The organism is Actinobaculum sp. 313 (genome assembly GCF_003073475.1).
Lineage (GTDB): Bacteria > Actinomycetota > Actinomycetes > Actinomycetales > Actinomycetaceae > Asp313.
Genome location: NZ_CP029033.1, coordinates 802,902 through 826,842 on the forward strand (window position 1 = coordinate 802,902; position 23,941 = coordinate 826,842).

Below are 23,941 nucleotides of genomic sequence, written 5' to 3' on the forward strand. Positions count from 1 at the left end.
TCACGAAGGTGCCGCTCGTGCTTATCCCAAGTTGCCTAAGTACGGGCGGCGAGTGCTCACTGTCGCATAGCGGTCGCGCAGTTTCTGCGGACCGGTACACCCGGCCCTGCTCGCCTCATGGCTCGCGGCGGCCGCGCGGCGCTATTCCTGTTCGAGCAGGCTGAGCAGGTATTGGCCGTAGCCCGACTTCACCAGTGGCGCAGCACGCTCCCGCAGCTCGTCATCGCTGAGGAAGCCCATACGCCAGGCGACTTCCTCCGGGCTTCCCACCTTCAGCCCCTGGCGCGCCTCCACGGTACGCACGAAACCGGTGGCATCCGCCAGGGAATCGAAAGTGCCCGTATCCAGCCAGGCGGTGCCGCGTGGCAGTACCTCAACCTGCAGCTTCCCCGCCTCTAGATACACGCGGTTGACGTCAGTGATTTCGTACTCGCCGCGTGCCGACGGTTTGAGATCGCGCGCGATCTGCACCACGTCATTGTCGTAGAAGTACAGCCCGGGTACCGCGTAATTCGACTTTGGACGCGCGGGCTTCTCCTCGATGGAGAGGGCGGTGAAGTTCTCGTCGAATTCGACAACGCCGTAGGCGCGTGGATCGCTGACATGGTAGGCGAAGACAGCGCCGCCGTCGGGATCGACGTGACGGCGCAGCCGTGTTCCCATGCCGGGACCGTAGAAGATGTTGTCGCCCAGTACCAACCCCGCCGGCTGATCACCTATGAAGTCGGCGCCGATAACGAAGGCCTGGGCCAGGCCGTTAGGAACCTCCTGCACGGCGAAGGAGATATTGATACCGAATTGCGAGCCATCGCGCAGCAGCCGATGGAAAGCGGGAGCATCCTCCGGCGTGGTAATCACCAGAATGTCCTGAATTCCGGCAAGCATCAGGGTGGACATGGGGTAGTACACCATCGGCTTGTCGTATACGGGTACCAGCTGTTTTGAGGTGCCCAGGGTAATCGGATTGAGTCGAGTGCCGGACCCGCCGGCTAGAATAATTCCGCGCATGTGGCTATTCTTCCCTATATTCGCGGCGGACGTGCGATCTTCGCGCCCTCTATTTGTGCAATATCCCGCGGGTCTTTCGCCTGTGAGTCGCTTTCCACGACGACGAGGCTGCCGCGCCCGAGCTGCCAGGCTGCCGCGGCCAGTGCCTGACGCGGGGTGGGGGAGATCAGCAGCAGACGGGAGTCGTTCTTCTTTTCAGAGTCGACGAGACCTTGGTTGGTACCACGATCAGCGGCGGGTCGCTTGGCCATGGCGATATTTCGCCGAGTGGCCGGATTCGCCTCCTCCCGACGTTCGTCTCCGTCGGTAGCATGTGCGGCGGCCGCTTCCGGAACCAGGGCGCCGCGCCCGTGCCAGGCTGCGAAATTGGATGCTTCGTGTAGCGAGCTATCCAGCAGCTGATCGGGCGCGCCGAGTACTTCCGCGCTGGCATCATGTACCGCAGGTGGCAGGGGCGGTCCGCTCCAGGCAAACGCCAGTGGAGCCAGATCAAGAGCGAGAACTTCGGCGCCAGGGATAAGCTCGGGCTGCACAGAGACGTTTTCCGCCCCGCCGGTTCCCGCGCCCGACGGCCCGGCGGAAAGAACGGCGAGGCCTGTCGGCTCGGGAGGTGGCGAAGTCGGCGGCCGTTGCGGTGTTGCGGTAACCAAGGCGACGGCGGGTGCATCGTTGTCGGTCAGCTGCACCACTGCTCCCGCCAGGAAGGCACCGAGCCCCCACAGCACTTGTTTCCAGTGCGCGGGAAGGTCTAAGCGAACCGTCTCACCCGGCGCGACCCAGATGTCATCCGCCAGATAACCGACGATTTTCGCCAGATGATTGGAAGCGACCTTGCCGGACAACTCGGTACGGCCATCTCTCCCATACCAGGTCAAGGCGGGGCGGGTACCGAGGCCAAGCAGCCGCGTGTACACCCCGAGCGCGCTGGCCATGCGGGCGGTCTCGCCGGACGCGTTGGTGCTCAGCGGCCGGGGTGCGCCCGCCGGGACGATGTCAGGCACGGTTCGCACTTTCCCCTTCGCCTGCATGTAGGTCGGGGCGACCGAGCACATCGAGGCAGAAGTTCGCGGCGTCCAGCGTGGCAGCGGCGGCGAAATTTGGCGCCAGTGCGAGATTACGCCGATACAACGGTCCGTCGTCGTCGCAGCCCAGGTAGAACCCTCCTGCACGTTGGACTAACAGAATGCCGGCGGCTACATCCCACGGGTGCGTGCCCCGGTTGAAGGTCGCCAGGAAGTGACCGGCTGCCACCTCGGCTAAGGCAAGCGCCGTGGAACCGCAGCGACGAGTGGAACGCGCAGTTCCAACCAGTCGGGTGAAGTCGGCCGCCGCTTGCTGCTTGTCGGGAACGCGCGGCGAGGGGAACTCGGTGGCCACCACCCCTTCATTTAATGGTGCGCGTCGTACGGCGAGACGTTGCCCATTGCGAAAGGCACCCGAATCATCCGCTCGGTAGAGAATCCCGAGCGTCGGCTGGTAAATTACCGCCGCAATGAGCTCGCCACCGCGAGCGGCAGCGATTGAGACACACCAGTGATCGAAGCCGGTGGCGAAGTTCGATGTGCCGTCGATGGGATCGACGTACCACACGACGTCGTCGTCGGTGGCCGTGCGGGCCCGACCATCGCGGTCGAGCAAGCCGTCCTCCTCCTCGCCCCGGATCAGAGAACCGGGTGCACCGGAGAACAGCGTGGCGCAGAGACGCCGCTGCGATTCCTTATCGTGTACGGTGACCACGTCGTGAAAATCGAGTTTCAGGTCAATACGGCCGGGATCGAGGAATGCATCGGTTAGGTAGGGGCCGACGTTGCGGGCGGCCTCCTCTGCAAGGTCCGCCAATTCAGCTGCGGTTTCACTCATGCCTCCATCTTCCCACGTTCTTTCGGTGAGAGCCCCGGCGCTGGCCTCTGTTGGGCCGAGACGCGCAGGCATGTTCTTGTGTGAGGGCGGGCGGAGATGGTGGCGGGTGCTATCGGAGGGAGAGATTCCCGCGCGAGCCGTGATCGCAACGGGCATAAAGATCACGTAAAGTGGATTAGATCACACTTTAGCTTTGCGCTGACTGAAAATCTCCCTGTAAAGCGGTGCAAACTGTTTCCATCGGGTATGGCAAGGGCCGAGAAATGGGAGCAGAATTGGCTTTCCTCTTGACTTTTTGGGGATAACACGGGTGTAATTTAGGTCAGACTTGATCAAACGCACTGAGGAGGTCAGCGTGCGTATTGTCGGCGACAGCGCCCCGTTGAGTATCCGCTCGGGCAAAGCGGAACTCACCGAGGACGCACAGGCGATGATGGTGGGCATCTTCGATCTGGGCTACGGGAAAGATGCCGGAGAAGAGCTGCACTGGCAGGAATTCGCCCTGTGTGCTCAGACGGATCCCGATATTTTCTTCCCGGAGAAGGGCGGTTCCACGGCTCCCGCCACGAGCGTGTGCTCCGCATGCGCCGTGCAGAGCGAGTGCCTTGAATACGCTATCTCGCACGATATCCGGCACGGCATCTGGGGTGGAATGTCAGATAATGACCGGCGTCGCATTTCGCGGGAACGCCGCCGCGCTCGCCGGGGTGCCTGACATTTGAGTTCCGAGGCTCCAGCATTACGGGGGGACGTTCTCGGTGTTCTGGTCACCCGGGACGATAATCCACGTCTGGCGCGAGTGCTCGCCAGCCTTGCCGCTCAAGAGCTACGCCCCGCCCGGCTTATCATCGTCGTACCCGGCGGAGCCACCGATAATGTGCGAGAGCTTGTTTCGGCGCATGCAGAGGAACTCCCGGTGGAAATCCGGGCATGCGACGAGCACGCGCCGAACTTCGCCACGGCCATCAGCGGCTCTCTGGACGGCGACGAGCCCTGGATCTGGTTCTTACATGACGACGCTGCCCCGGAGCCGGAATGCCTCGACGCGCAACTGCGGCTAGGCGAATCGAGTGCCAAAATCGCGGCGGTGGGCACAAAACAGGTGGGATGGGACAACTCGCGCGATCTGCTCGAAGTGGGAATCCTTGCGACGCGCACCGCACGCCGAGTACCGGAAATCGAGGATGACGAGCTCGACCAGGGGCAATTCGATAAGCGCCAGGATGTTCTTGGTGTAGGCACGGTCGCCATGCTGCTGCGGCGAGCGGCGTACGAGGAAGTCGGGGGGCTGGACCCGGCGCTCGGCCCTTTCGGTGACGGCTTAGAACTATCGCGGCGGTTATGGGTCGGCGGATGGCGCGTGGCGGTCGAGCCACTCGCTACCGTGGCGCACGCGCGCGAAACGCTGGGAGAAGACGCCCGCTCCTCCTTCGGCCGACGGCGTGGCGCACAGTTGTACAACGCACTATTGGCAGCGCCGCGGTTTCTCGCGCCTTTGCTTTTTGTGTTCTACCTTCTCTTCGCCCTGCCGCGCTCACTCGCCCGTCTGGTTACGAAGGAAACGGCGCTGGCACGCGGCGAGCTCTACGCGGCGTGGTTTCTACTCGCCCACACGCGGACAGTAATCCGCGGCCGGTCGCACGTCCGCAGCATTCGGAAAGTGTCGGACTCCGTGCTGCATTCCCTGGAGTCAACCCCGCGTGATGTGCGCCGCGCCCGCCGGGAAGCACGACGTGCGCGGGTGGAGGCAGTAGCGATGGCCACACTGCCGGACCCGCTGGCGTTACGCGAACAGGCGGTCTGGCGCCGCACCACCCGCGTGTGTGTGCTGGTCTCTTTCCTCTTCGCACTGGCGGCCTCGCTTATTGGGCAGTTGCCGCTACTTTCCGACGGCGTACTCACCGGCGGTGCTCTTCTTCCGGACACATGGGGTCCGGGTGAGTTGATCTCCGCGGCTCGCACTCCCTGGCTGCCAGCGGGGGATGGCTACGCGGTTCCGGTTGACACTTTTTGGATTCTCCTCACGCCTCTCGTGTGGCTGACCTCCTCGCTTGGAGCGGCGGCAACGGGATTACTGTTCGTGGCGATGCCCGCGGCGGCGTTGGCAGCGTTCTGGGCCGCTGGTGTGCTGACGCATTCACCGCAGATCCGTCTCCTTGCCGCATTGGGCTGGGCGTTCGCACCGCCGCTGTTATCCGCGTTGAGCTACGGTCAGGTGGCAGCAGCGACCTGGCATATGCTCCTGCCCATTGCCTTTGCCGCCAGTGTCGCCGCGCGGCGCGCACGGTCTGCCTCTGCCCTTGGACTCGCTTCACTGAGCTTCGGGATTATGGCTACCGCTGCGCCGATCACACTGCCACTGTGCATCGGGGTCACCGTCTGGGGCATGCTGGGTAGCCGCGGTGCCCGTAAACGCTGGTTGTGGCTGCCCATCCCGGCACTTACCGCCCTGCTGCCCGCACTGATCGCTGCCGCCCGCGGCAGCGAAGGGTGGCGCCTTTTCTTCTCTTTGCCCGGTGCCCCGATAGATGTACAGCCCACACTTCTCGGCATGCTCACGCTCTCGCCGACAGCACGAATTAACGTGAGTTCTTTCGCAAACGGCACCTGGCATGTGTTGCTGAGCGTGTGCGCCGCAGCTGTTTTCCTGCTCGTTTCGATTCTGGCGCTGTTCCGGCGTCGCAACGCCGGCCGAATTCGCCTGGGGTGGGTTATGGTCGCAGGCGGAATCGCGTGGGCGGCAATCTGCCGCATCGTTCCGGTGGGCGTCGTCACCGATGGCATTGTGACCAGCGAGGTTGAGGCGTGGACCGGAATCGGCCTGTCTGCTGCCGCATTCGGTCTGTGGGTGATCCTCGTCAATGGCGGTGACGGGCTGCGCACAGACCTCTCCACACGTTCCTTCGGCGCCTATCAGCTGGTGGCACTCGCGGCGCTGATCCTTGTGGCCGCCGCGCCGCTTGCCGCGATGGCGAGCTGGGCGGGCCCGGCATTGCAGGGAAAGAACACCGTTTTGGGCCCCGCCGCTCGGTCAATTCCCGCCGTCGCGTCGAGCGAGCAACAGTCGGAGAATCGCAGCCGCGTCCTCGTCCTGACTCCCCACGACGACGGCCTGCACGCAGCACTATGGCGCGGAGCGGGAACCGAACTTCACGAAGCTGCGATGGGAGCCGGGCTTGAGGATCTCGCACGGTTGCATGCAGCGGCACGCGGAGATTCCGACGACGCCGCCAACGACGCCCTGATTGCGGCCATCGCCGATATTGGCAGCGGTGCGGAGGTCGCCGACGAGCTGGGCGAGCACGCCATCGCCGTCGTCCTGGTACCTCCGGAGAGCAACACTGTCTCCGAGAAGAACAGGCGGCAGATCGTTTCGCAACTCAACACCGTTCCCGGCCTGGAATACGTTACCGAAAGCGATGTTGGTACCTTCTGGCGCGTCCGGTCGGCAGCCGGGCCTACCGGGAGAGGTGCCGATGTTGCCGCAGCAGCGACGTCGCGTCTACGCGTGCTGGATGATGAGGAGGCCATGGAGGTTCCGGTGGGAGTCCTCAGCGGCTCCGCGCGGATCACAGCAGGAAATGGTCCTCGCATGCTCGTACTGGCGGAGCGAGCCGATGCGGGTTGGCACGCCTATCTGGATGGTGAGGAGCTGCCGGTGGTGGAATCCTCCTGGCAGCAGGCATGGCAGTTACCGGCTTCCGGCGGCAGTGTTTCGGTCATCTATGAACCCTACCTGGGGCAGGTTATGGCCGGGGCGCAATTGGCTGCCCTTCTTATCGCAATCGTGGTCGCAGTGCCGCTGCGCCGTAGGAAGCGAGTGCGCGAATGAACCGAATGCAACGCCTTATCAGCGGTGTCGCCGTACTTGCCGCGGCAGCGGGATCATGTGTGTTGGCGCTGGCGCTGCCGCACAGCGAGCCCATATCGGTGGCCGCCGAACGTGTCGTTTCCTCATCGGAACCGATTACCATCGTGTGTTCGGGGGGATTGAGCCGCACCTTCGAAAATGGACTCGACGTCACGGAAGTCACAGAGGATGTGAGGGTCGAATCGTGGGTTCTCGGCACGAAGGATGGCTTGGAGGGGGCCGCTCCCACCGTCACTTTCTCCGGCAGTGGCGTAGCCGCGGTCGGACCGCTGGCATTTGAGGCATCGAGCGGAGCCCGAGAAGGCGCCGCGACGACGCAGGCCGATGGGAACCCGGAGCAGATCCTGCTGGCCGGAGGAACACTGCATGTCGCGTCCGATGGCGACCTGCGTGGAACGGCGATGAATCCTTGTCAGAGTGCCTCCATGGATCAATGGTTGGTCGGTTCGCAGTCCGGTGTGGGAACCTCTAACGAGATTCTGCTGGCCAACCCCGGACTTACACCGGTGACCGTACGACTGGCTGCCTACGGGTCGGTGGGACGGCTTGACCTGGGATCTTCTTCGCGGGTGACAGTGGATGCGCAGACCGTGCAGCGTGTCTCTCTCGATGGCATCGTAGAAAGTGATAGCCGCATTGCGGTGCATGTGACCACCGATGCGGGAGCGGTAGCGGCATCGATGCAGGAGATCACCCTCGATGGTGCGCGCGCTGCAGGCGTTTCTTTTGTGACTCCCGGGCAGTCGGGAACGGATCTAATCATTCCGGGAATTAACGCCACTGAAGGGCAGACCGCGAACCTCGAGGCGCCGACGCTGCGCATCGTCAATCCGGGGACGCAGGCGGCCACCGTCGATGTCTACACCCGCGACGATGACGAGGAAGAGGAACTGGCCGGTGGACAGGGGCTCACCGTTGCACCGGGCACCGTGCTCGACCTCTCCCTGGCCGGGCTCAGCCCCGGATTCCACAGTCTGCGCCTGCGCTCCTCATCCGAGATCGCCGCTGGAGTCGAGTTGCACAGGCAAAGCGGCGACACTGCCCCGCGCGATATCGCCTGGGCGACGGCGCGCCCCGCGCAGGAGACGGGAGCTGTCGTGACGGGGCCGCTCCATGGCGCTCTGGTTGTCACTCCCACAACGGCGGGAGAGGCGATGGTAACGGCCACACCAATTGCTGCTGACGGTTCCCTCCTCGATGAAATCACCGTCACCGTGCCGGAAGCGAGTACCGCCTCGTTATCCCTGCCGGAGGGTGCCGTGGCGGTGGTGTTCAGAGCCGATGCGCCGATAGCGGCCGCAGCAGTGACGCAAAGCGCGGTCACCGATGGCAACGCCATAGACTGGGTTGCACCCTTCGCGCCGGATTCCCAGGTCATGACGCGCCGGGTCGCCGTTGACTAGCCGCCGGAAGATTGACGTGACAGGGGATTTCGGCGTGCGGGAGGTACGTGCCTACGGTTAGCGCAGGTAGTCGATATCTTCGGGTGCCCGTCCCAAGGCGGAGGCCAATTGCTCGGTGATCACGTCGTGCAGGAATAGACGTGGGTGAGGAGAGCGGGACGCCGCGGCAAGCATGGGAAGCCGGTAAAACACAATTCGCCCGGTGATGCGGGCAGGCCGTTCGAAGGGCAAGTAGCGCGCCAGCGGCACCCCGTGTTCCCAGGGCGCCGGATCCGCCTCCGGTACATCAAGCACTCCGAAGTCAGTGTGATCCATGTCGGAGCCAAGAAAACGGCGATAGGTTGCCAAGTCAAAAGCAATGAAGTCGTCGAACCTATCGGCTCGCGTACGCCACGCGGGTGCTTCGGGCGGCAGAACCGGGCCGCGCAGGCCACGCCCGTGGCGGTCGCGCCGTCGTGCATGGGATCGCTGCGGGATAATACTGCGAGGCATGCCCCAACTCTAGCGTGACAACAGCGCGGTGGTGAGACATGAAGCGCCAACGGTGGTACCTTATGTGCCGTGAGTCATGTGCGTCAGTGTTCCCGTCAAAACTGTCATGAACCGGCAGTGGCAACGATGACATACGGTTACGACGACGCAACCGCCGTGATCGGGCCGCTTTCGCCGGTCGCAGAGCCAGGAGCCTTTGATCTGTGCGCGGATCACGCACTGTCGGTAACTGTCCCACGCGGTTGGACGATGGTGCGTCTGATGACTGAATTCGAACCGGCACCGCCCTCTGACTCTGATCTGATGGCCTTGGCGGACGCTATTCGGGAGACGTCGCGCCGTGAGGTGCCGCCGCCGGTGCGCGCTCGGCGTGAGGTTAGTCGGCCGGCGGATATCTCCGCCGATCCAGTGCCACGGGCGCGTTTAAGCCTGGTGCCGGAGGCGGACTCGGCCGACGAAGCCGAACAGGAGGGTTAGTCACCGCGGCGCGTGCGATACAGTTTCGGCTGCCGACGGTCCGAATCGCGGCCAGTGAATCCCCAATTTGTCGGCGCGGCATGAGAACATACTTCTATGAGCACTCGCATTCTCGTTGTGGACGACGATCCCGGCATTTCCGAGATGGTGGCCATCCTCCTCGAATCGGAGGGATATGACGTCACGGTGTGCGCGAATGGGCTTCAGGTTCTGCCACTGTTCCGCGCCGAACGTCCCGACCTTGTGCTTTTGGACGTCATGCTGCCCGGCTTGGACGGTGTCGCGGTGTGCGCGCAGCTTCGGGAAGAATCCGACGTGCCAATCATTATGATGAGTGCGCGGACGGACTCGGTTGACGTGATTGCCGGATTGGAAGCCGGTGCTGATGACTACGTCACCAAGCCGTTCGAGAACTCGGTTCTCATCGCGCGGGTGAAGGTGCGGTTACGGCGGCAGGAACCTGAGGCGGAAACATTACGGATTGCAGATCTCACGGTGGATCTGCGGGGGCATCAAGTGCTGCGCGAGGGCAAGGATTTGCACCTGACTCCGCTGGAATTCGATTTGCTTGCCGTGCTGGCGCGGAAGCCCTGGCAGGTGTTCTCCCGCGAAGAACTGCTGGAACAGGTGTGGGGATATCGGCACTCTTCGGCGGATACGCGCCTCGTTAACGTTCATATCCAGCGCTTGCGTGCGAAGGTGGAGAAGGACCCGGATCATCCTGAAGTCGTCTTGACCGTGCGCGGAGTCGGTTACCGTGCGGGGGCCGTTCAGGAGTGAGTCCGCGCCGGTCCGCGCCGTATACGCCCCACCAGCGGCGGAGCTTCGTCGAGGGGCTACGCTCCCGCATCGTCGCGCTCGGCTCATGGTGGATGTCCTCGGTGACGGTACGAGTCGTCTCTCTGGTGATGTTGGCGGGGATCGTTTCGATGGTCGTGGCGGGCAGCGTCATCGTCAGTCAGGTACGCAGCCAACTCTTCGACCGCGCGGTAACCTCCGCCGTGGACCAGTTCGAGGCGGCGCGGGCAAGCGCGCAATCGACTTTCGGCACCACCGTGCTCACAGCCGGGCAGATTGAACAGGCTGCCAATGAGCTAATCATCTCCCAGTACGACCCGGTGCGTTCGATCGTGGGCGCCGCGCTGCTGCGGACGCCGAACCAGGATGAGACCTCCTTCCAGATCGCCGAACCGTCCACGCAGTCATCAACGCAGATCGTCACGCTGATCAGTGCCGAGATGAGGCAGGCGGTACCGGGATCCACGGGCGTGCTCTGGCAATCCGTCGCGCTGCCCAACGATAACGGTTCCACGAGTCCGGGCATCGTTGCGGGAGCGTCCCTCGAGCTTCCCGGCGCCGGACAGTACGAGTTTTACGTGGCCTACTCCCTGGAGAACCAGGAAGAAACGGTGCGGCTGGTCACCGGCATTCTGATGGCCGGTGCGCTGGTGCTCGTTCTCCTTCTGGCGCTGATCACTTGGCTGGTGGTCGGGCTTGTGTTGCATCCGGTCCGCGAAGCCTCCCAGAATGCACGCAAGCTTGCTGACGGTGCCTTCGATGCACGGATGCGCGTGCATGGTGAGGACGAACTGGCGCAGTTGGCGCGCTCCTTCAACCAGATGGCTCAGTCGATTTCGGATCAGTTCACACGCCTGGAAAGGATGTCGAAGGTACAGCAGGACTTCGTATCGGCTGTTTCCCACGAGTTACGCTCGCCGGTGACAACCATCCGCATGGCCGGACAACTAATCTACGACAAACGTGACGAATTGCCGACGGCCTTGCGCCGCAGCGCCGAACTTCAGCACGATCAACTTATCAACCTGGACACCATGCTCTCCGACCTATTGGAGATCTCTCGCTTCGACGCCGGAGCCATGACTCTGGCCACTGAACCCTCCGATCTGGCTGATATCGTGCGGCGTACGATTCGCGCGCAGCTGCCGTTGGCGCAGTCCAATGGCGTCGTGGTATACATGCAGACGCAGGGAGACACCACGGCGCAGATAGAGCCGCGTCGTATCGAACGGATTGTTCGCAATCTGGTGGTAAATGCCCTGGAGCATGCTGAATCCCGGCCGGTGCGCATCCGCGTGGTAGGGGGGCGACGGCTGTGGCAGTTGAAGTGTCGGACAACGGCATCGGCCTGACTGACGACCAGGTGGCGCATGTCTTCGACCGCTTCTGGCGTGCGGATACGGCGCGGGTCCGCAAATCGGGAGGAACCGGTCTCGGGCTGACGATTGCACGCGAGGATGCGCTGCTGCACGGTGGTCGCCTGCAGTGTGCCGGCGAACTGGGCCTTGGTGCAACCTTCCTACTTGCCGTTCCCCGCGAGGTAGGGCAGACGTGGACCAGCCCGCTCCCGCTGCGCGTGGCTGCGGCGGAGGAGTCGTGGAGTGATGACACGCTATGGGAGCGCATCGGCGACGACGGAACCACGCGTGGAGCAGAGGAGGGGGCGCCGCCCCTGATCCCAGAAATTGGACGTGTGAAACGTGAACTCTCCGAGACGGGCTCGATACGTGTCGTTTCTCGTGAGGCGCAGCGTCCGCGCCCCGATGCAATGTCGGCACCTGAGGCTGCTGCCGGAGAAACGCGGGATGTGATGCCGACCCGGGGGCAGATCCACATCTCGGGCCGAATCAGTCACATGCTCCCCGTGAAACAGAGCCGCCGGAACCGAAGGTCCCGGAGACGGGAGGTAAGGCATAATGCGTTCGCGAGCTATTGCGCTATTGACCGCCTGCGCGCTTGTTCTGGCGGGCTGCTCGTCACTGCCACGCGCCGGTGAAGTACATGAAGTCAACCCATCCCGACCGCAGAGGGGGACATCGGGCTCACGGCCCAACCGCCAGGGGAGGGGGACGATCCGGAGAAGATCGTCAGCGGCTTCCTCGTCGCCAGTCGAGCGGGACTCGATGACGACTTCGTTGTCGCCCGCCAGTATCTGATGGATAGCGCCGCCTCCGAATGGAACCCTTTAGCGCAGGTGAGAGTGTATTCGGACAGCCAGAATACGCAGATCTCCACCATTGACAGTGGCGCGATACGGGTCACGGTGGGATCGCTTGGTTCACTGTCCAGCTCCGGCGTCTACACGGAATCGGCGAACGATGCCGTGATAACCACCGACTTCTCGCTGACGAAGAACGCAGACGGGCAGTGGCGCATCGTCTCTCTGGAAGATGGCATCCTGTTCTCAGAGCACCTTTTTGACCAGCTTTACGTCAAGTCTCCGCTCTACTTCCTTTCTACCGATTCGAGCGCGCTCGTCGCGGATTTGCGGTGGTATCCGCGTAAGACCTTCGCCACCAACGCGGTGGATGGTCTGCTTGCCGGACCCTCGCAGTGGCTTGCCGGAGGTGTGCACACTGCTTTCCCCAGCGGTACGTCGAGGGCAATGGCCGTTGACGTCACTAATGGAGTTGCAACGGTTGATCTCTCCACCGAGGTGCTCGCCGCCAGCGATGCCGAGCAGACACTGCTCGCAACCCAACTTCAGCGTACGTTGACTGCTTCGACGGATATTCAGAGCGTGCAGATCACAGTGGCCGGTGCACCACTCGGCGCGGATGCGAACGCCGATCTTTCCGCGTATCCCTTCGGTTCCTTCAGCCTCTCGGTCCTCGCTGACGGCCTGCCCGCCCAGGTCTCCGGCGGTAGCGCGGTTCCCATGATCGACAACCCGGCGCTTCCGGAAGCTGATCTCAGCGACCTGGCGGTTGGCTATGACGCCGACCAGACGCAATACGCCGCGTTGGCGAACGGGGGAAGGACCTCATGTGGATCGACACGCGCGGTGCTTTCGCGTATTCGCTCTATTCCGGGGAGTTGCTTATCAGGCCGTCGTTCGATGCCTTCGGCTGGGTGTGGACGGGCGAGACGGCGAACAGTGGCTCCTTGGTCGTTCTGGAGAACGACGGCGCCGTGGCGCAGCTGCAAGCCGGATGGCTTGGTGGGGTCAATGTGCGTGATATCGCGGTTTCACGTGAGGGGACGCGCATCGTCGTCGTGTGCGATGTGGGCGGGGAAGCAACGGTCTATGTCGCATCAATCACTCGCGATGGCCAGGGCGTGCCGACAGCGTTGGGCGATCCTGTGACCGTGGGTCAGCGGCTGGCCGACGTCACGGAACTGGCGTGGATAGGGCCCGTTACTCTCGTAGTTTTGGGCAAAACGGCCGCAGGTTCGGAGACCAGCCTGTATTCGGTGGAGATCGGCGGACCGATGAGCCGTATCGCCGCGCCGTACACCGGCACCATTCGATTGACGGCGGGCCGCGATGAATCGTCAATCACCGTACTGACTGACAAGGGTAATGCGTACGGGTATGACGGTGGTAGCTGGCGCTCGATTGCTACCGAGGTGTCCGCGGTGGCGTACCCCGGCTAGCGGGGCGGTGGACGGCTCGCCCAGGAAACGCCACTCAAAGGCTCGGACGCACCCAGGCAAGCGGGGTTGTGGATTTCCGGCGCACTTGGTCCGGTGCTCGTGCGACGCTCTCTGTATGGAGATCACAAGTATTCCCCTCTCCCGAGCGGCGGCGGGGTACTCCGGGTCTTCGCGGACCTCGGGGACCTCATCTTTCCTCGTTCCTGTGCGGGATGTGGAGCGTGGGATACCGTGCTGTGTGGGGAGTGTACGCGAGAACTATGCGGGCAATGGCAGGATGTCGCCGCTCGGACTCCTTACCTTCAGTACATCAGACCGGCCGACTGCGCGGTGCGCGGTCTCCTGTGGCCCGGAGATCCCGTACCGTTGTTTGCGGTGTGGAGCCTGGGGGAGTACGCGGGCCCGCGGCGCCGGGTGATTATCAGTTGGAAGAACGCGATTAATCGGGACCTCACGCGCGCTATTGGTGCCATGATCCGGCACTGCACACTTCGGCTGGCGCAGATGATGGCAGATCACTTCCCGGCTATCGATGTGGTGCCGGCGCCCTCGCGGCCACGCCGAAAACGCGATGGTCTTTTCGTGGCCGGGCATATGGCTGCCGCAGTTGTTTCCGGGTTGCGTGATGCAGGCATTGACGCCTGCGTATGTGATGTTCTAGATGCCGGTCAACAGCGAGGGGACGGGCTACTGACCGGGAGACGGCAGAAGACGCGGGGTATCGGCATCGGGAGCGGCGGTCTGCGAGGTGTACCGGTGCTGCTTGTCGACGACGTCGTCACCACCGGGGCGACTCTTGCCGGATGCTGGGAGGCGCTGCGGTACATGCCCGTCGACAGCGGCTGCGACCAGGCTTACGCGGCGCTCGCCGGCGGGCAAAGCGGCCCTGAGCGGGTACCCGCTCAGGGTATGGCCGTTGACGTCATCGGGGCGATAGTCCTAGCCGCCGCTTCGGATCCGCGAGGCCGCGGCGAAGGTGATTCGGTGCTGCGCGCGCCAAGGGCTGCGTATACCGGCGGCGTGGCCTAAGATATGAGCAGGAACACATGTCGGTCCTTTTAGCAGGGACGATGCAGCTCATAAGGAGGTGGTTTATGACGTAGGTGGCACTCGAATCAACGTATGTGACAGTCACCATTTACCACCCGAGGAGGGCATCGTGGAAATCATTGTCAAGGGTCGAAACGCCGAAGTATCTGACCGGTTCCGCGTGCATGTTGAAGAAAAGCTTCAGAAAGTAGAGCAACTCGCCCCTCGCGCGCAGCGAGTCGAGGTAGAGGTTACCCATGAGCCGAACCCGGCTCAGGCGGAAACATCTGAGCGTATTGAGATTACTGTTAGAGACAAAGGGCCGGTGATTCGCGCGGAGGCCTCCGCGTCCGACCGCTACGGCGCCCTGGATCTAGCGATTGGCAAGTTACTGGAGCGCTTGCGCCGTGCACGGGATCGCCGTAAGGATCATCGTCGCCGCGCGGAGGTTAAGCAGCCTCTGACGCTGACCCCCGATGATGTCAACGTCAAGACGCCCGAAGAAGTAGAACCGGAAGCGGCCACCGAACTGGCGGTTCCGACGACGCCTGGCGAGGCAATTGAGACGCAGCTGGGCGACTCTCCCGTCGTCGTACGCCAGAAACTGTACGAGGCGACTCCTATGTCCGTGGATCAAGCACTTTACGAGATGGAGCTCGTCGGCCATCCCTTCTACCTTTTCATTGATGAAGAGACCCGGCAGCCCTGCGCCGTCTACCACCGCCATGGTTGGACCTACGGTGTGATTCGGCTTGACACACGGACGAACTGATATCGCCTCGCCGGTCCCTCGTGGCCGCGGTGAACAGTGAGACCAACGCCTGTGGCGGGTGGACGTAATTCCACCCGCCACAGGCATGTCCATCGGCAGCGGCGAAATGACCGTTGTGCACAACAGCACGTTGGGAGTTAGTACCGGTCACGCTAGGATGGCTAGCGGATTTGTGAGGAAGGGAGCACAGTGGCAGATCGCCGTCTCAATGTGGCTGTTGTCGGGGCAGGACCTGCGGGAATTTACGCCTCGGATATTCTTTCGAAGTCCGATCTTGATGTATCGATTGATCTTTTCGAGCGGCTTCCGGCGCCCTACGGCTTGGTGCGCTACGGGGTTGCTCCGGACCACCCGCGTATCAAGGCCATCATTAACGCCTTGTATAACGTGCTGCAGCGCGGTGATATCCGCCTGCACGGGAACGTGGATATAGGAACGGACGTCACACTCGACGAGCTGCGTGCCTACTACGACGCGGTCATCATCGCGACGGGGGCCAATGCGGACGCGCCACTCGATATTCCGGGAGCCGACTTGCCGGAATGCTACGGTGCCGCGGATTTCGTCTCCTGGTATGACGGTCACCCCGACTATCCGCGCACCTGGCCGCTCGGGGCAAAAGAAGTGGCCGTGATCGGCGTGGGAAATGTCGCATTGGATATCTCGCGCATGCTCGCTAAACATCCCGATGACCTGATGCCAACCGATATTCCGGCAAATGTGGAGGCGGGACTGCGAGAATCTCCGATCACCGATGTGCATATTTTCGGACGGCGTGGACCGGCGCAGGTGAAGTTCACGCCGATGGAGTTGCGTGAACTTGGCATGGTTCATGATGTTGATGTAATCGTCTACCCGGAGGACTTCGAGTATGACGATGGTTCTCAGGCAGCCATCGAAGATTCGAAGATGACCAAGCAAGTCGTCGATCAACTGACCAACTGGGTGTTCCAGGAACCGGAGGATCTTAAGGCCTCCCGGCGTATCCACATCCATATGTTGCAGCAACCGGTCGCCATCCTCGGTACAGACCACGTGGAGGGCGTGCGCATGGAGCGCACGGCGTTGCAGGGAGACGGGTCGGTGCGCGGTACCGGCGAATTCATCGATTATCCGGTGCAGGCCGTCTACCGGGCAATTGGCTATGCCTCTTTGCCGCTGGCCGGGGCGCCCTTCGACCATATTCGGCATGTCATCCCGAATTCCGGTGGTCGGGTCATGGACAACGGTGAAACCGTCACCGGCCTCTACGCCACCGGTTGGGTCAAACGCGGACCGGTCGGGCTTATCGGCTCAACCAAGTCGGATGCGCAGGAGACTATTGCGAATCTGCTCGAGGACGCCGCGGCCGATAGACTACATGCCACCGGGCCGGGAACGGGCGCCGAGGGCATGTTCGCGCTGCTCGACGAGCGCGGCGTGCGGTACACGTCCTGGCATGGCTGGGAGCTCCTGGAGGCATACGAGAAGTCACTGGGAGCGCCGCAGGGACGCGAACGCATCAAGGTCGTTGAGCGCGACACTATGACGGCGGTATCGCGCGACGAAGAGCATGACGGCAAACTGTACTGACGGTGCGGGGCTACCGGTAGCCCCGCAATCGGCAAGTAGAGCCGTCCGCTACCGGTAGTTCTGGAACTGGAGCGCGCAGTCGACGTCGGCTCCCTTGAGCAGGGCGATGGTTTCCTGCAGTGCATCACGTGATTTTGATGACACGCGCAGCTCATCGCCCTGAATCTGTACCTTGACGCCTTTCGGACCCTCGTCACGGACCAGCTTGGAGAGTTTCTTCGCGTTTTCCTGTGTCAAGCCCTTCTTCAGATTTCCCGTCAGTCGGTACTCCTTGCCGGATTGTTTCGGTTCGCCGTCGCCCACATCGAGTGACTTCAGTGACACGCCGCGCCGCACCAGTTTGGTCTGCAGCACGTCATAAACGGCCAGGCACCGCTCCGGCGTACTAGCGGCCATGGTGATGCTCTCACCAGATAGCACAACCGAGGCACCGACACCCTTGAAGTCGTAACGTTGTGCGATCTCCTTAGCGGTCTGGTTGACGGCGTTGTCGACCTCTTGGCGGTCATATTCTGAGACGACGTCGAAGGATGAATCTGCCATGTTTTACTCCTTAGAGTTCCTGCTGACACGTTACGGGTGGGCAGGCCCACTCCGCCTTAGTTTGACAGTCTACGGGGAGAAGCTGGTAACCTCATCTGGCGACGTTTTTGGAGCTCTCCGCATGGGCGAGGTTCTGAAGCGCGCAAGAGGCGGGTTTCCCGAGCGGCCAAAGGGAACTGACTGTAAATCAGTCGCGTAATGCTTCGCAGGTTCGAATCCTGCACCCGCCACTGGATATGGCCCTGTGTCGTGTCCATGCCGGAAGGCACGCGGCTATTGACGCGGCATGAGCGCTCCGATGTGGTGTGTGAGTGTTGTTCTTGATAGGCTAGTCCGCGCTGCCCGATAGCTCAGTCGGCAGAGCGTCTCCATGGTAAGGAGAAGGTCAAGGGTTCGATTCCCTTTCGGGGCTCAAACGCCGGTGTCACGTCGGCGTGTCGACGATGTACCGATTTTGGCGCGACGTCGGAAGGATGAGGCGGGGTAGCTCAGTCGGTCAGAGCGCACGACTCATAATCGTGAGGTCGCGGGTTCAAACCCCGCCCCCGCTACAACAGGAAGCGGTTCTCCGCTTCGTTACGGACCAAGGAGTTGGAAAGTGGCAAGCAAGTCGGCAGACGTTCGCCCGAAGATCACCCTCGCATGTGAGGACTGCAAGGAACGTAACTACATCACACGTAAGAACCGCCGGAATACCCCGGATCGGCTCGAACTGAAGAAGTACTGCCCGAGGTGTCATAAGTCGACGACGCACCGCGAGACACGCTGAGCACAGTGCGGCGCGCAGGCCGGGATACTTTCCATTAGCCATGTGCGTCGGCCCACGGGTTTGAAAGCGACACGCCCTGCGGCAAAGGCCGCGGGGCGTTCATCTTTCGTCGCGCGATATTCAGCGCAGTCAGATCGTACGCGCGCCTGCGGCACTGCTACGCTCTTGTTGTGAGCTGCAGTATCCCAGAGCATTCAGGTACCCCAGCGGACGTTGCTCCGCCGGTTCCCTCGACGCGGCAACGCGACGGGGCGACGTCGCTAGACGAATTGACCACTATTGGAGTGGGAGGTGCCGTCGCCACTGTTGTCAATGCCACCACGGAAGAGGAAGTGATCGAGGCGATCCGGCAGGCCGACGCGGACGGCGTACCGGTGCTTGTGCTGGGTGGGGGATCCAATATCCTTGCCTCCGATGACTCTTTTGACGGTGTCGTCGTCCGCGATACCCGCCGAGATATCCGCCTCTTGCAAGAAGGCGGATGTGAGGGTGCGAATATGCGTGTACTTGGCGGCACCCCATGGGACGACTTCGTGGTGCACACGATTGAGAACGAATGGATGGGCGTGGAAGCCCTGTCGGGGATTCCGGGAACCGTCGGAGCTGCGCCGGTGCAGAACATCGGTGCCTACGGACAAGAGGTTGCGAGTTCCATCGCACGGGTGCGAGTGTGGGATCGCCAGATCGGGCGTCCACGTGAAATACCCATGGCCGATCTGCATTTCGCCTATCGCAGCAGCATTCTCAAGGAGTCATTGCGGCACGGGTGGGGGCCGAGTCCGCGCTACATTGTGCTGTCCGTGGACTTCCAGCTGCGAATCGCCTCGTTGAGCGCGCCGGTGGCCTATAAGCAGCTCGCTGCGGCGCTCGGCGTGCAGATGGGAGCGCGCGTGCCGGCGGCTGATTTGCGGGCTGCGGTACTGGAATTGCGCCGCTCTAAAGGCATGGTTCTCGACGACGCCGACCGCGACACGTATTCTTGCGGTTCGTTCTTCACCAATCCGATCCTGACGGCGGAGCAGGCCGACGCGCTGCCGGAGGATGCGCCTCGCTTCCCGGTGACCGACCTTTCGCACACCTTCTTGGGCAAGGAATCGCCCCAGCTGGCGGGATCTGTCAAGTCCTCGGCGGCGTGGCTTATCGACCATGCGGGTTTTGGGCGCGGATTTGGCATGCCCGGCCCGCGGCGTTGTCGACGAAACACTGCCTCGCCCTCACGAATCGCGGTGGGGCAAGCGCCGCCCAGATACGCGACCTGGCACGCACGGTTCGCGACGGGGTTGAGAGTACCTTCGGGGTGCTCTTGGAGCCAGAACCGGTTCTCGTGGGCGGTGGACTGTAGTCACGCGAACACGGGGCACATGTGAGGCGCCAACGCCGCGGATGTGAAACGCACGGGTCCGGGAGCGGCAGAGTGACACCGTGCGGGTCCGGGAGTGGCAAGAGTCACGCCGAAGATCGAGATTCCCCGGGGTTTTTCAGCTTCGTTGGATGGTCGTCCAAGGACTGCCTGGTTATATAGAGATGTCGGCAGGAAAGCCGGTGGACGAGGTCCACGGGATTGGTCTCCTGAGTGTGTGCAGGACGAATCCACCAGGCGGATGCTGATGGGATTGTGTGTGTTGATCCAGAGGCGCGCAGCGCCTCGTAGACAAATGAATATAAGCCACCTGATTGTGCGGCCCCGCAGCCCCCTTCACTGCGGAAGAGCCCCGGAGGTGGTAGGCGGGCGGCGATGCGTGGATCGCCGCCCGCCTTGTCTTATGCCATCGGTTCGTTTTCGCTGTTACTGCGGTTTTGGTGGTGCGGTATGGGAGAGGGTGTCCAAATCCCGTGGAGGCGGACGGGCTCGGCCCTACGACGTGGTGCGGTGTGGGGAGAGGGTGTCCAAATCCCGTCCAAACGCGAACTGCGAGGTCCAACTCAGGCACAAGATCCGCGGAAATCCGCCACTTCTTATATTGACCCAATCAAGTTATTTGCCGTTTGGACGGGATTTTGACACAATTCCTGAGTAGTGAACTCGCACGGGTGGCACGCGGCGGGGCATGCAGTGTTGCGGCGCCCAGGTGCCAGTGTCACCATCTTCGTCAGCAAGCGGTGCTACCGCGCAGGTGTTGGCGGTAATGACTACACGTTGCGCGGCCCGTCGGCAGGACGAGTGAAGCCGCTGGTCAATGCGAAGTTGTTCCCTCTTACAGCTTGCTTTTAGAATGCTCCTGTGAGGTAGCACGCAACCACATGTAGTGACGCGAAGATGCAAGACATAATCACGGCAGACTCGGAACCGTCACAACCGAGATGCCTCGAATTACCAGTGGAGAGGTAGATGCACAGGAGAAAACCCCACAGACGCACGCTGGCGGCGGCAGTCTCATCTTTGGCTGTGATCGTCGGCGGACTTGTCTCCTCAGTACCCGCAATCGCGGACGATGCTCAGGCGCCGGAGGGAGAATACACAATCGCGCAGATCCAGGGTGAAGGGAGCTCTTCACCCCTCGCCGGGCAAAAGGTGACGACCAGCGGTGTTGTTACCGCGGTGCAGACCGGGCGCAATGGTCTTATCATCCAGATGAAGACAGCGGACGTACCGGCGGACTTCACCGGTTCCTCCGCACTCTTCGTGCAGCTGAGTACGGACCTGAGCAGTTACGCCGTCGGCGACGAGCTCTCGGTGGCGGGCGAGGTGCAGGAGATTGGCAATGTAACGACGCTGATTGCCACGAATGGTACCGTCGAGCGGACCGGGCAGGACTTGCTTGATCAGGTCGATATTCCGACGCTGGCGGCGCCGAAGGCCACCGAGGACGCGGAGTCGCGGGAGAGCATGGTATTCAACCCGGCGGGCACGTATCGCGTCGTGGGTAACCCCAACCTCGTTTACACCGGTCAACTCAGCCTTACCGACGGCGACCGGCCGCACCTGCAGCCGACCCAGGCCGGCTTGCCAGGCTCGCCGGAGGCAGTCGAACAGGCGGCATACAACGAGGCACATCACGTCATACTTGATGATGCCAATGCCGCTCGTTTCGACGTGCAGTATCCTGACACGTCCGAGCCTGCACCGCCGGCGGAATTACCTTACCTGGCGCTGGGCAGGCCCGGACCAACCCTGGGAGCCACCGTCACCTTTAAGTCTCCGGCAGTGGTCACTTCTGTTAACGGCAGGACTGTTATTGAACCGACCTTCACGGTGCCCAGTGCGCAAGAGTTCGTTGAGTTCAGCGAGGTGCGCGAACACGCTCCGGCCGACGTCGGCGGTAACTTCAAACTCGCCACCTTCAATGTGCTGAATTACTTCTCAGATTTGGGGGTCTACGACGAAACAGTGGGCGCAGATGGAAACCGTATCTGCCAGCCGACTCTCAACCTGTGGGATAAGAGCGTTCCCGTTGCCGGAAACTGGGACTGCCCGCGTCGCGGTGCTTGGGACGAAGCCGGCCTGAAGCGCCAGGAGGCCAAGATCGTCAATGCCATCAATTCTCTCGGTGGTCAGGGCGCGCAGGTGGTTGCCCTGCAGGAGATCGAGAACGACTGGCTCTTCCAGGAAGACATTGACGCCTCTCTTAAGAGCCTGGTCACGGCGTTGAATGAGGCAGATCCAAGTCAGGGCTGGGGCTATGTGCCCTCTCCGCCTACAGGGAAGGGACAACCGGTTTACGGAGGCGAGGATAAGATCCGGCAGGCCTTCATCTACAAACCTGCCGCCATCGAACTTGTTGGTGACGCGAAGTACTTAGACGACGAGGCGTACCAGTCAGCCGCTGACGCACGGGCTCCTCTGGCGCAGGTATTCAAGCATCGCGACTCCGGGCAGAACGTCCTCGTGATTAACAATCATCTGACCTACAAGGGTGGAACCGTCGTCGGCGATGACAACAAAAACCCCGGTGATGAGAAGGGGCTCGCTTGGGATACGGGACGTAATAATGGAGACCGGACCCGCCAGGCCAAGGCGCTGGTAGCCTTTGCAGAGCAGGAGAGCGCGGCCAGCGATGCCGCGGTGACCCTTCTGGTTGGCGACTTCAACGCATACTCCTACGAGGATCCCATTCAGGAGATGGTGGCGGCCGGGTATGCCGACCTCATGGATGTCAACAAGTTCCCATCATCGCATTCGGCGACGGACTGGAATGAGTACACTTACTCCTACAACTCCATGTTCGGCAACCTTGATCACGTGATGGTGTCCGATTCGGGTATGCAGTACCTGACGGGCAATGACACGTGGACTGCGAACGCGTACGAGTCGAATGCGCTCGAGTACAGCCGTTTCATGCACACTGGAACCAACTACCACTCCGATGACGTGTTCCGGGCATCGGACCACAACGCGGCAATCGTCGGCTTTGAATTGCCGAAGGTCACCGAACCGACCGCACAGCCCTCAAATGAGCCGAGCTCGCAAGCTTCGCCTTCTAGCAGCTCGAAACCAGCGGTGAGTGCAACACCTTCGGTCAAGGCCGAGAACGCAGGCAAGCGTGGCCTACCCAAGACCGGCGCAAATGTGTTGCTATTCGTGGTGATCGCGGCCGGTTTGATACTGGGTGGTGCAGGATTGCGACGGGTACGGGCGGCCTAAGCGCCTTCATTTCCGGCAAGCGGCCGGGGCGTGTATCAGTCGGCACACGCCCCGGCCCTCGTCAAAATACCTCTGGCGTTGAGACAGTTCGGCTCATCTTGTGCTCCGGATGTCAGTTACACAGCCAGGCGTCTATCTCCCGGTGCCAGTGAGCCTTTGATTCGTTGTCGGCAAGTGAGGCGTCCACGGAGGTACCGGCCAGGTAGGCGAGTTCGCTATCGCTGAATCCTGCTGCCCGCAGTATTTCGTACTGGTCGTTCAAACGCGAGAGGAAGAGCAACGGGTCATCCGCGCCGAGAGCAATGGTGGCACCCGCGTCCATCAGTTGGCGTACCGGTACCTGTGCTTCTTCCGGGTACACCCCCAAAGAGACATTGGATTCGGGGCACACCTCGAAGGCCACGCCCGCATTGACGATGGCCTCGACAAGAAAGGGATCCTCACTCGCGCGTACGCCGTGTCCCAGGCGCGTCGGTTTGAGGTGGGTCAAGACGTCGCGTACATGTTCGGGGCCCAGCAGCTCGCCGCCGTGCGGTACGGCGGCCAATCCGCCACGTCGGGCGATATTGAAGGCCGAACTCCACTCGGATGTTTCCCCGCGCCGCTCGTCATTGGACAAGCCGAAGGCGACGACGTCGCCCGGTCCCGTACCGGCGTACTTGACCGCCAGTCGCGCCAGTGTTCGTGCCTCCAGTGGGTGCCGGATGCGAGAGGCGGCGACAATCACGGCAACTTGCACGCCGGTGTCGAGACTGGCGCGCCGCGCCTCATCACAGACGATCTCCAGCGCCGGTGTGATGCCGCCGACGAAAGGCGCATACGATGTGGGGTCGATTTGGATTTCCAGGCGGCGAGAGCCCTCTGCGGCATCGTCCTCGGCGGCCTCGCGCACAATGCGCCGCATCGCCGTCTCGGAGCGAACAACCTTTCGTGCCGCGTCGTAGGCCCGCTGAAAACGGAACCAACCCCGCTGGTCGGCGGGCACGTGGAGGGCCACATTATCGGTGAGATTGTCAGGCAGGCGGATCAGTTCGCGGTGCGCCATATCTTGCAGGGTCGACACGCGCATGGACCCGGTGAAATGCAGGTGCAGATGGGCCTTAGGAAGAAGCTTGAGATCGCGCACATCGTAAGCATAGTGGCTCGGTGTTCATGCTGGCACGCGAGC

Annotated in this window: 19 protein-coding genes, 3 tRNA genes and 2 pseudogenes; 18 read left to right on the plus strand and 6 right to left on the minus strand. The window is 62.2% G+C overall.

The window, feature by feature from the left end; translation table 11 throughout:
* Nucleotides 1-141: 141 nt before the first annotated feature.
* Genes rfbA through DDD63_RS03410 form a run of 3 tightly spaced genes read right to left on the minus strand, consistent with a single transcriptional unit; the run spans nucleotide 142 to nucleotide 2,868 of the window.
* Nucleotides 142-1,008, minus strand: a complete 867-nt coding sequence (rfbA, locus tag DDD63_RS03400) for a glucose-1-phosphate thymidylyltransferase RfbA (protein WP_108715188.1) — start codon at nucleotides 1,006-1,008, stop codon at nucleotides 142-144.
* 14 nt (nucleotides 1,009-1,022) lie between these two features.
* Nucleotides 1,023-2,009 (minus strand): TIGR03089 family protein, encoded by a 987-nt coding sequence (locus DDD63_RS03405; protein WP_108715189.1) that lies wholly within the window; start codon nucleotides 2,007-2,009, stop codon nucleotides 1,023-1,025.
* The gene (locus DDD63_RS03410) at nucleotides 2,002-2,868 is read right to left on the minus strand and encodes an inositol monophosphatase family protein (protein WP_164505440.1); all 867 of its coding nucleotides are present in this window, start codon (nucleotides 2,866-2,868) and stop codon (nucleotides 2,002-2,004) included. Before DDD63_RS03410 ends, DDD63_RS03405 begins: the two co-directional genes overlap by 8 nt.
* A gap of 433 nt (nucleotides 2,869-3,301) precedes the next feature.
* Between DDD63_RS03410 and DDD63_RS03415 the strand changes: the two genes are divergently transcribed.
* The 3 genes from DDD63_RS03415 to DDD63_RS03425 are packed head-to-tail and all read left to right on the plus strand — an operon-like array spanning nucleotide 3,302 to nucleotide 8,142.
* A complete protein-coding gene (locus tag DDD63_RS03415; protein ID WP_108716631.1) occupies nucleotides 3,302-3,583 on the plus strand; it encodes a WhiB family transcriptional regulator in 282 nt (93 codons plus the stop codon).
* A gap of 3 nt (nucleotides 3,584-3,586) precedes the next feature.
* Entirely contained in the window at nucleotides 3,587-6,700 is a 3,114-nt protein-coding gene (locus DDD63_RS03420) for a glycosyltransferase (RefSeq protein ID WP_108715191.1), read from the plus strand.
* Nucleotides 6,697-8,142, plus strand: coding sequence for a DUF5719 family protein (locus DDD63_RS03425; RefSeq protein ID WP_108715192.1), 1,446 nt, complete (start codon nucleotides 6,697-6,699; stop codon nucleotides 8,140-8,142). The genes DDD63_RS03420 and DDD63_RS03425 overlap by 4 nt, the downstream gene beginning before the upstream one ends.
* 57 nt (nucleotides 8,143-8,199) lie before the next feature.
* On the opposite strand, the gene DDD63_RS03430 is transcribed toward DDD63_RS03425, so the two are convergent.
* Complete coding sequence (locus DDD63_RS03430; protein WP_108715193.1) at nucleotides 8,200-8,634, minus strand: metallopeptidase family protein; 435 nt, start codon at nucleotides 8,632-8,634, stop codon at nucleotides 8,200-8,202.
* Between the two features lie 126 nt (nucleotides 8,635-8,760).
* Between DDD63_RS03430 and DDD63_RS03435 the strand changes: the two genes are divergently transcribed.
* The 9 genes and pseudogenes from DDD63_RS03435 to DDD63_RS03475 all read left to right on the plus strand — a co-directional run bounded on the left by DDD63_RS03435 (nucleotide 8,761) and on the right by DDD63_RS03475 (nucleotide 16,879).
* Nucleotides 8,761-9,111 (plus strand): DUF3499 family protein, encoded by a 351-nt coding sequence (locus DDD63_RS03435; protein WP_240611459.1) that lies wholly within the window; start codon nucleotides 8,761-8,763, stop codon nucleotides 9,109-9,111.
* 96 nt (nucleotides 9,112-9,207) lie between these two features.
* Nucleotides 9,208-9,891: an MtrAB system response regulator MtrA gene (mtrA, locus tag DDD63_RS03440; protein ID WP_108715195.1), complete on the plus strand. Its 684-nt coding sequence runs from the start codon at nucleotides 9,208-9,210 to the stop codon at nucleotides 9,889-9,891.
* The gene (locus tag DDD63_RS03445; protein WP_125482420.1) at nucleotides 9,888-11,261 is read left to right on the plus strand and encodes a sensor histidine kinase; all 1,374 of its coding nucleotides are present in this window, start codon (nucleotides 9,888-9,890) and stop codon (nucleotides 11,259-11,261) included. The genes mtrA and DDD63_RS03445 overlap by 4 nt, the downstream gene beginning before the upstream one ends.
* Nucleotides 11,225-11,905, plus strand: coding sequence for an ATP-binding protein (locus tag DDD63_RS03450; RefSeq protein WP_164505441.1), 681 nt, complete (start codon nucleotides 11,225-11,227; stop codon nucleotides 11,903-11,905). Before DDD63_RS03445 ends, DDD63_RS03450 begins: the two co-directional genes overlap by 37 nt.
* Before the next feature lie 159 nt (nucleotides 11,906-12,064).
* Nucleotides 12,065-12,667, plus strand: a pseudogene (locus DDD63_RS12765) (GerMN domain-containing protein); the annotation flags it as partial.
* A gap of 227 nt (nucleotides 12,668-12,894) precedes the next feature.
* A complete protein-coding gene (locus DDD63_RS12770; protein ID WP_108715199.1) occupies nucleotides 12,895-13,506 on the plus strand; it encodes an LpqB family beta-propeller domain-containing protein in 612 nt (203 codons plus the stop codon).
* A gap of 330 nt (nucleotides 13,507-13,836) precedes the next feature.
* Entirely contained in the window at nucleotides 13,837-14,535 is a 699-nt protein-coding gene (locus DDD63_RS03465; protein WP_125482421.1) for a hypothetical protein, read from the plus strand.
* A 130-nt stretch (nucleotides 14,536-14,665) separates the two neighbouring features.
* A complete protein-coding gene (gene raiA / locus DDD63_RS03470) occupies nucleotides 14,666-15,307 on the plus strand; it encodes a ribosome-associated translation inhibitor RaiA (RefSeq protein WP_108715201.1) in 642 nt (213 codons plus the stop codon).
* Between the two features lie 189 nt (nucleotides 15,308-15,496).
* Nucleotides 15,497-16,879, plus strand: coding sequence for an FAD-dependent oxidoreductase (locus DDD63_RS03475; RefSeq protein ID WP_108715202.1), 1,383 nt, complete (start codon nucleotides 15,497-15,499; stop codon nucleotides 16,877-16,879).
* A gap of 48 nt (nucleotides 16,880-16,927) precedes the next feature.
* Here DDD63_RS03475 and DDD63_RS03480 read toward each other — a convergent pair whose 3' ends face one another.
* Nucleotides 16,928-17,422: a YajQ family cyclic di-GMP-binding protein gene (locus DDD63_RS03480; protein ID WP_108715203.1), complete on the minus strand. Its 495-nt coding sequence runs from the start codon at nucleotides 17,420-17,422 to the stop codon at nucleotides 16,928-16,930.
* 148 nt (nucleotides 17,423-17,570) lie between these two features.
* Between DDD63_RS03480 and DDD63_RS03485 the strand changes: the two genes are divergently transcribed.
* The 6 genes and pseudogenes from DDD63_RS03485 to DDD63_RS03510 all read left to right on the plus strand — a co-directional run bounded on the left by DDD63_RS03485 (nucleotide 17,571) and on the right by DDD63_RS03510 (nucleotide 22,773).
* Nucleotides 17,571-17,652 (plus strand) — tRNA-Tyr (locus DDD63_RS03485).
* A gap of 110 nt (nucleotides 17,653-17,762) precedes the next feature.
* Nucleotides 17,763-17,834: transfer RNA gene (locus DDD63_RS03490), tRNA-Thr, on the plus strand.
* A 65-nt stretch (nucleotides 17,835-17,899) separates the two neighbouring features.
* Nucleotides 17,900-17,973: transfer RNA gene (locus DDD63_RS03495), tRNA-Met, on the plus strand.
* Nucleotides 17,974-18,020: 47 nt separating this feature from the next.
* On the plus strand, nucleotides 18,021-18,191 hold the full coding sequence (gene rpmG / locus DDD63_RS03500; RefSeq protein ID WP_108715204.1) for a 50S ribosomal protein L33: 171 nt from the start codon (nucleotides 18,021-18,023) through the stop codon (nucleotides 18,189-18,191).
* 269 nt (nucleotides 18,192-18,460) lie between these two features.
* Nucleotides 18,461-19,533: pseudogene (locus DDD63_RS03505) on the plus strand (UDP-N-acetylmuramate dehydrogenase).
* Nucleotides 19,534-20,520: 987 nt separating this feature from the next.
* Nucleotides 20,521-22,773 (plus strand): ExeM/NucH family extracellular endonuclease, encoded by a 2,253-nt coding sequence (locus tag DDD63_RS03510; RefSeq protein WP_125482422.1) that lies wholly within the window; start codon nucleotides 20,521-20,523, stop codon nucleotides 22,771-22,773.
* Nucleotides 22,774-22,885: 112 nt separating this feature from the next.
* Here the strand turns inward: DDD63_RS03510 and DDD63_RS03515 are convergent, their stop codons facing one another.
* Nucleotides 22,886-23,899, minus strand: coding sequence for an adenosine deaminase (locus tag DDD63_RS03515; RefSeq protein ID WP_108715206.1), 1,014 nt, complete (start codon nucleotides 23,897-23,899; stop codon nucleotides 22,886-22,888).
* Nucleotides 23,900-23,941: the final 42 nt, after the last annotated feature.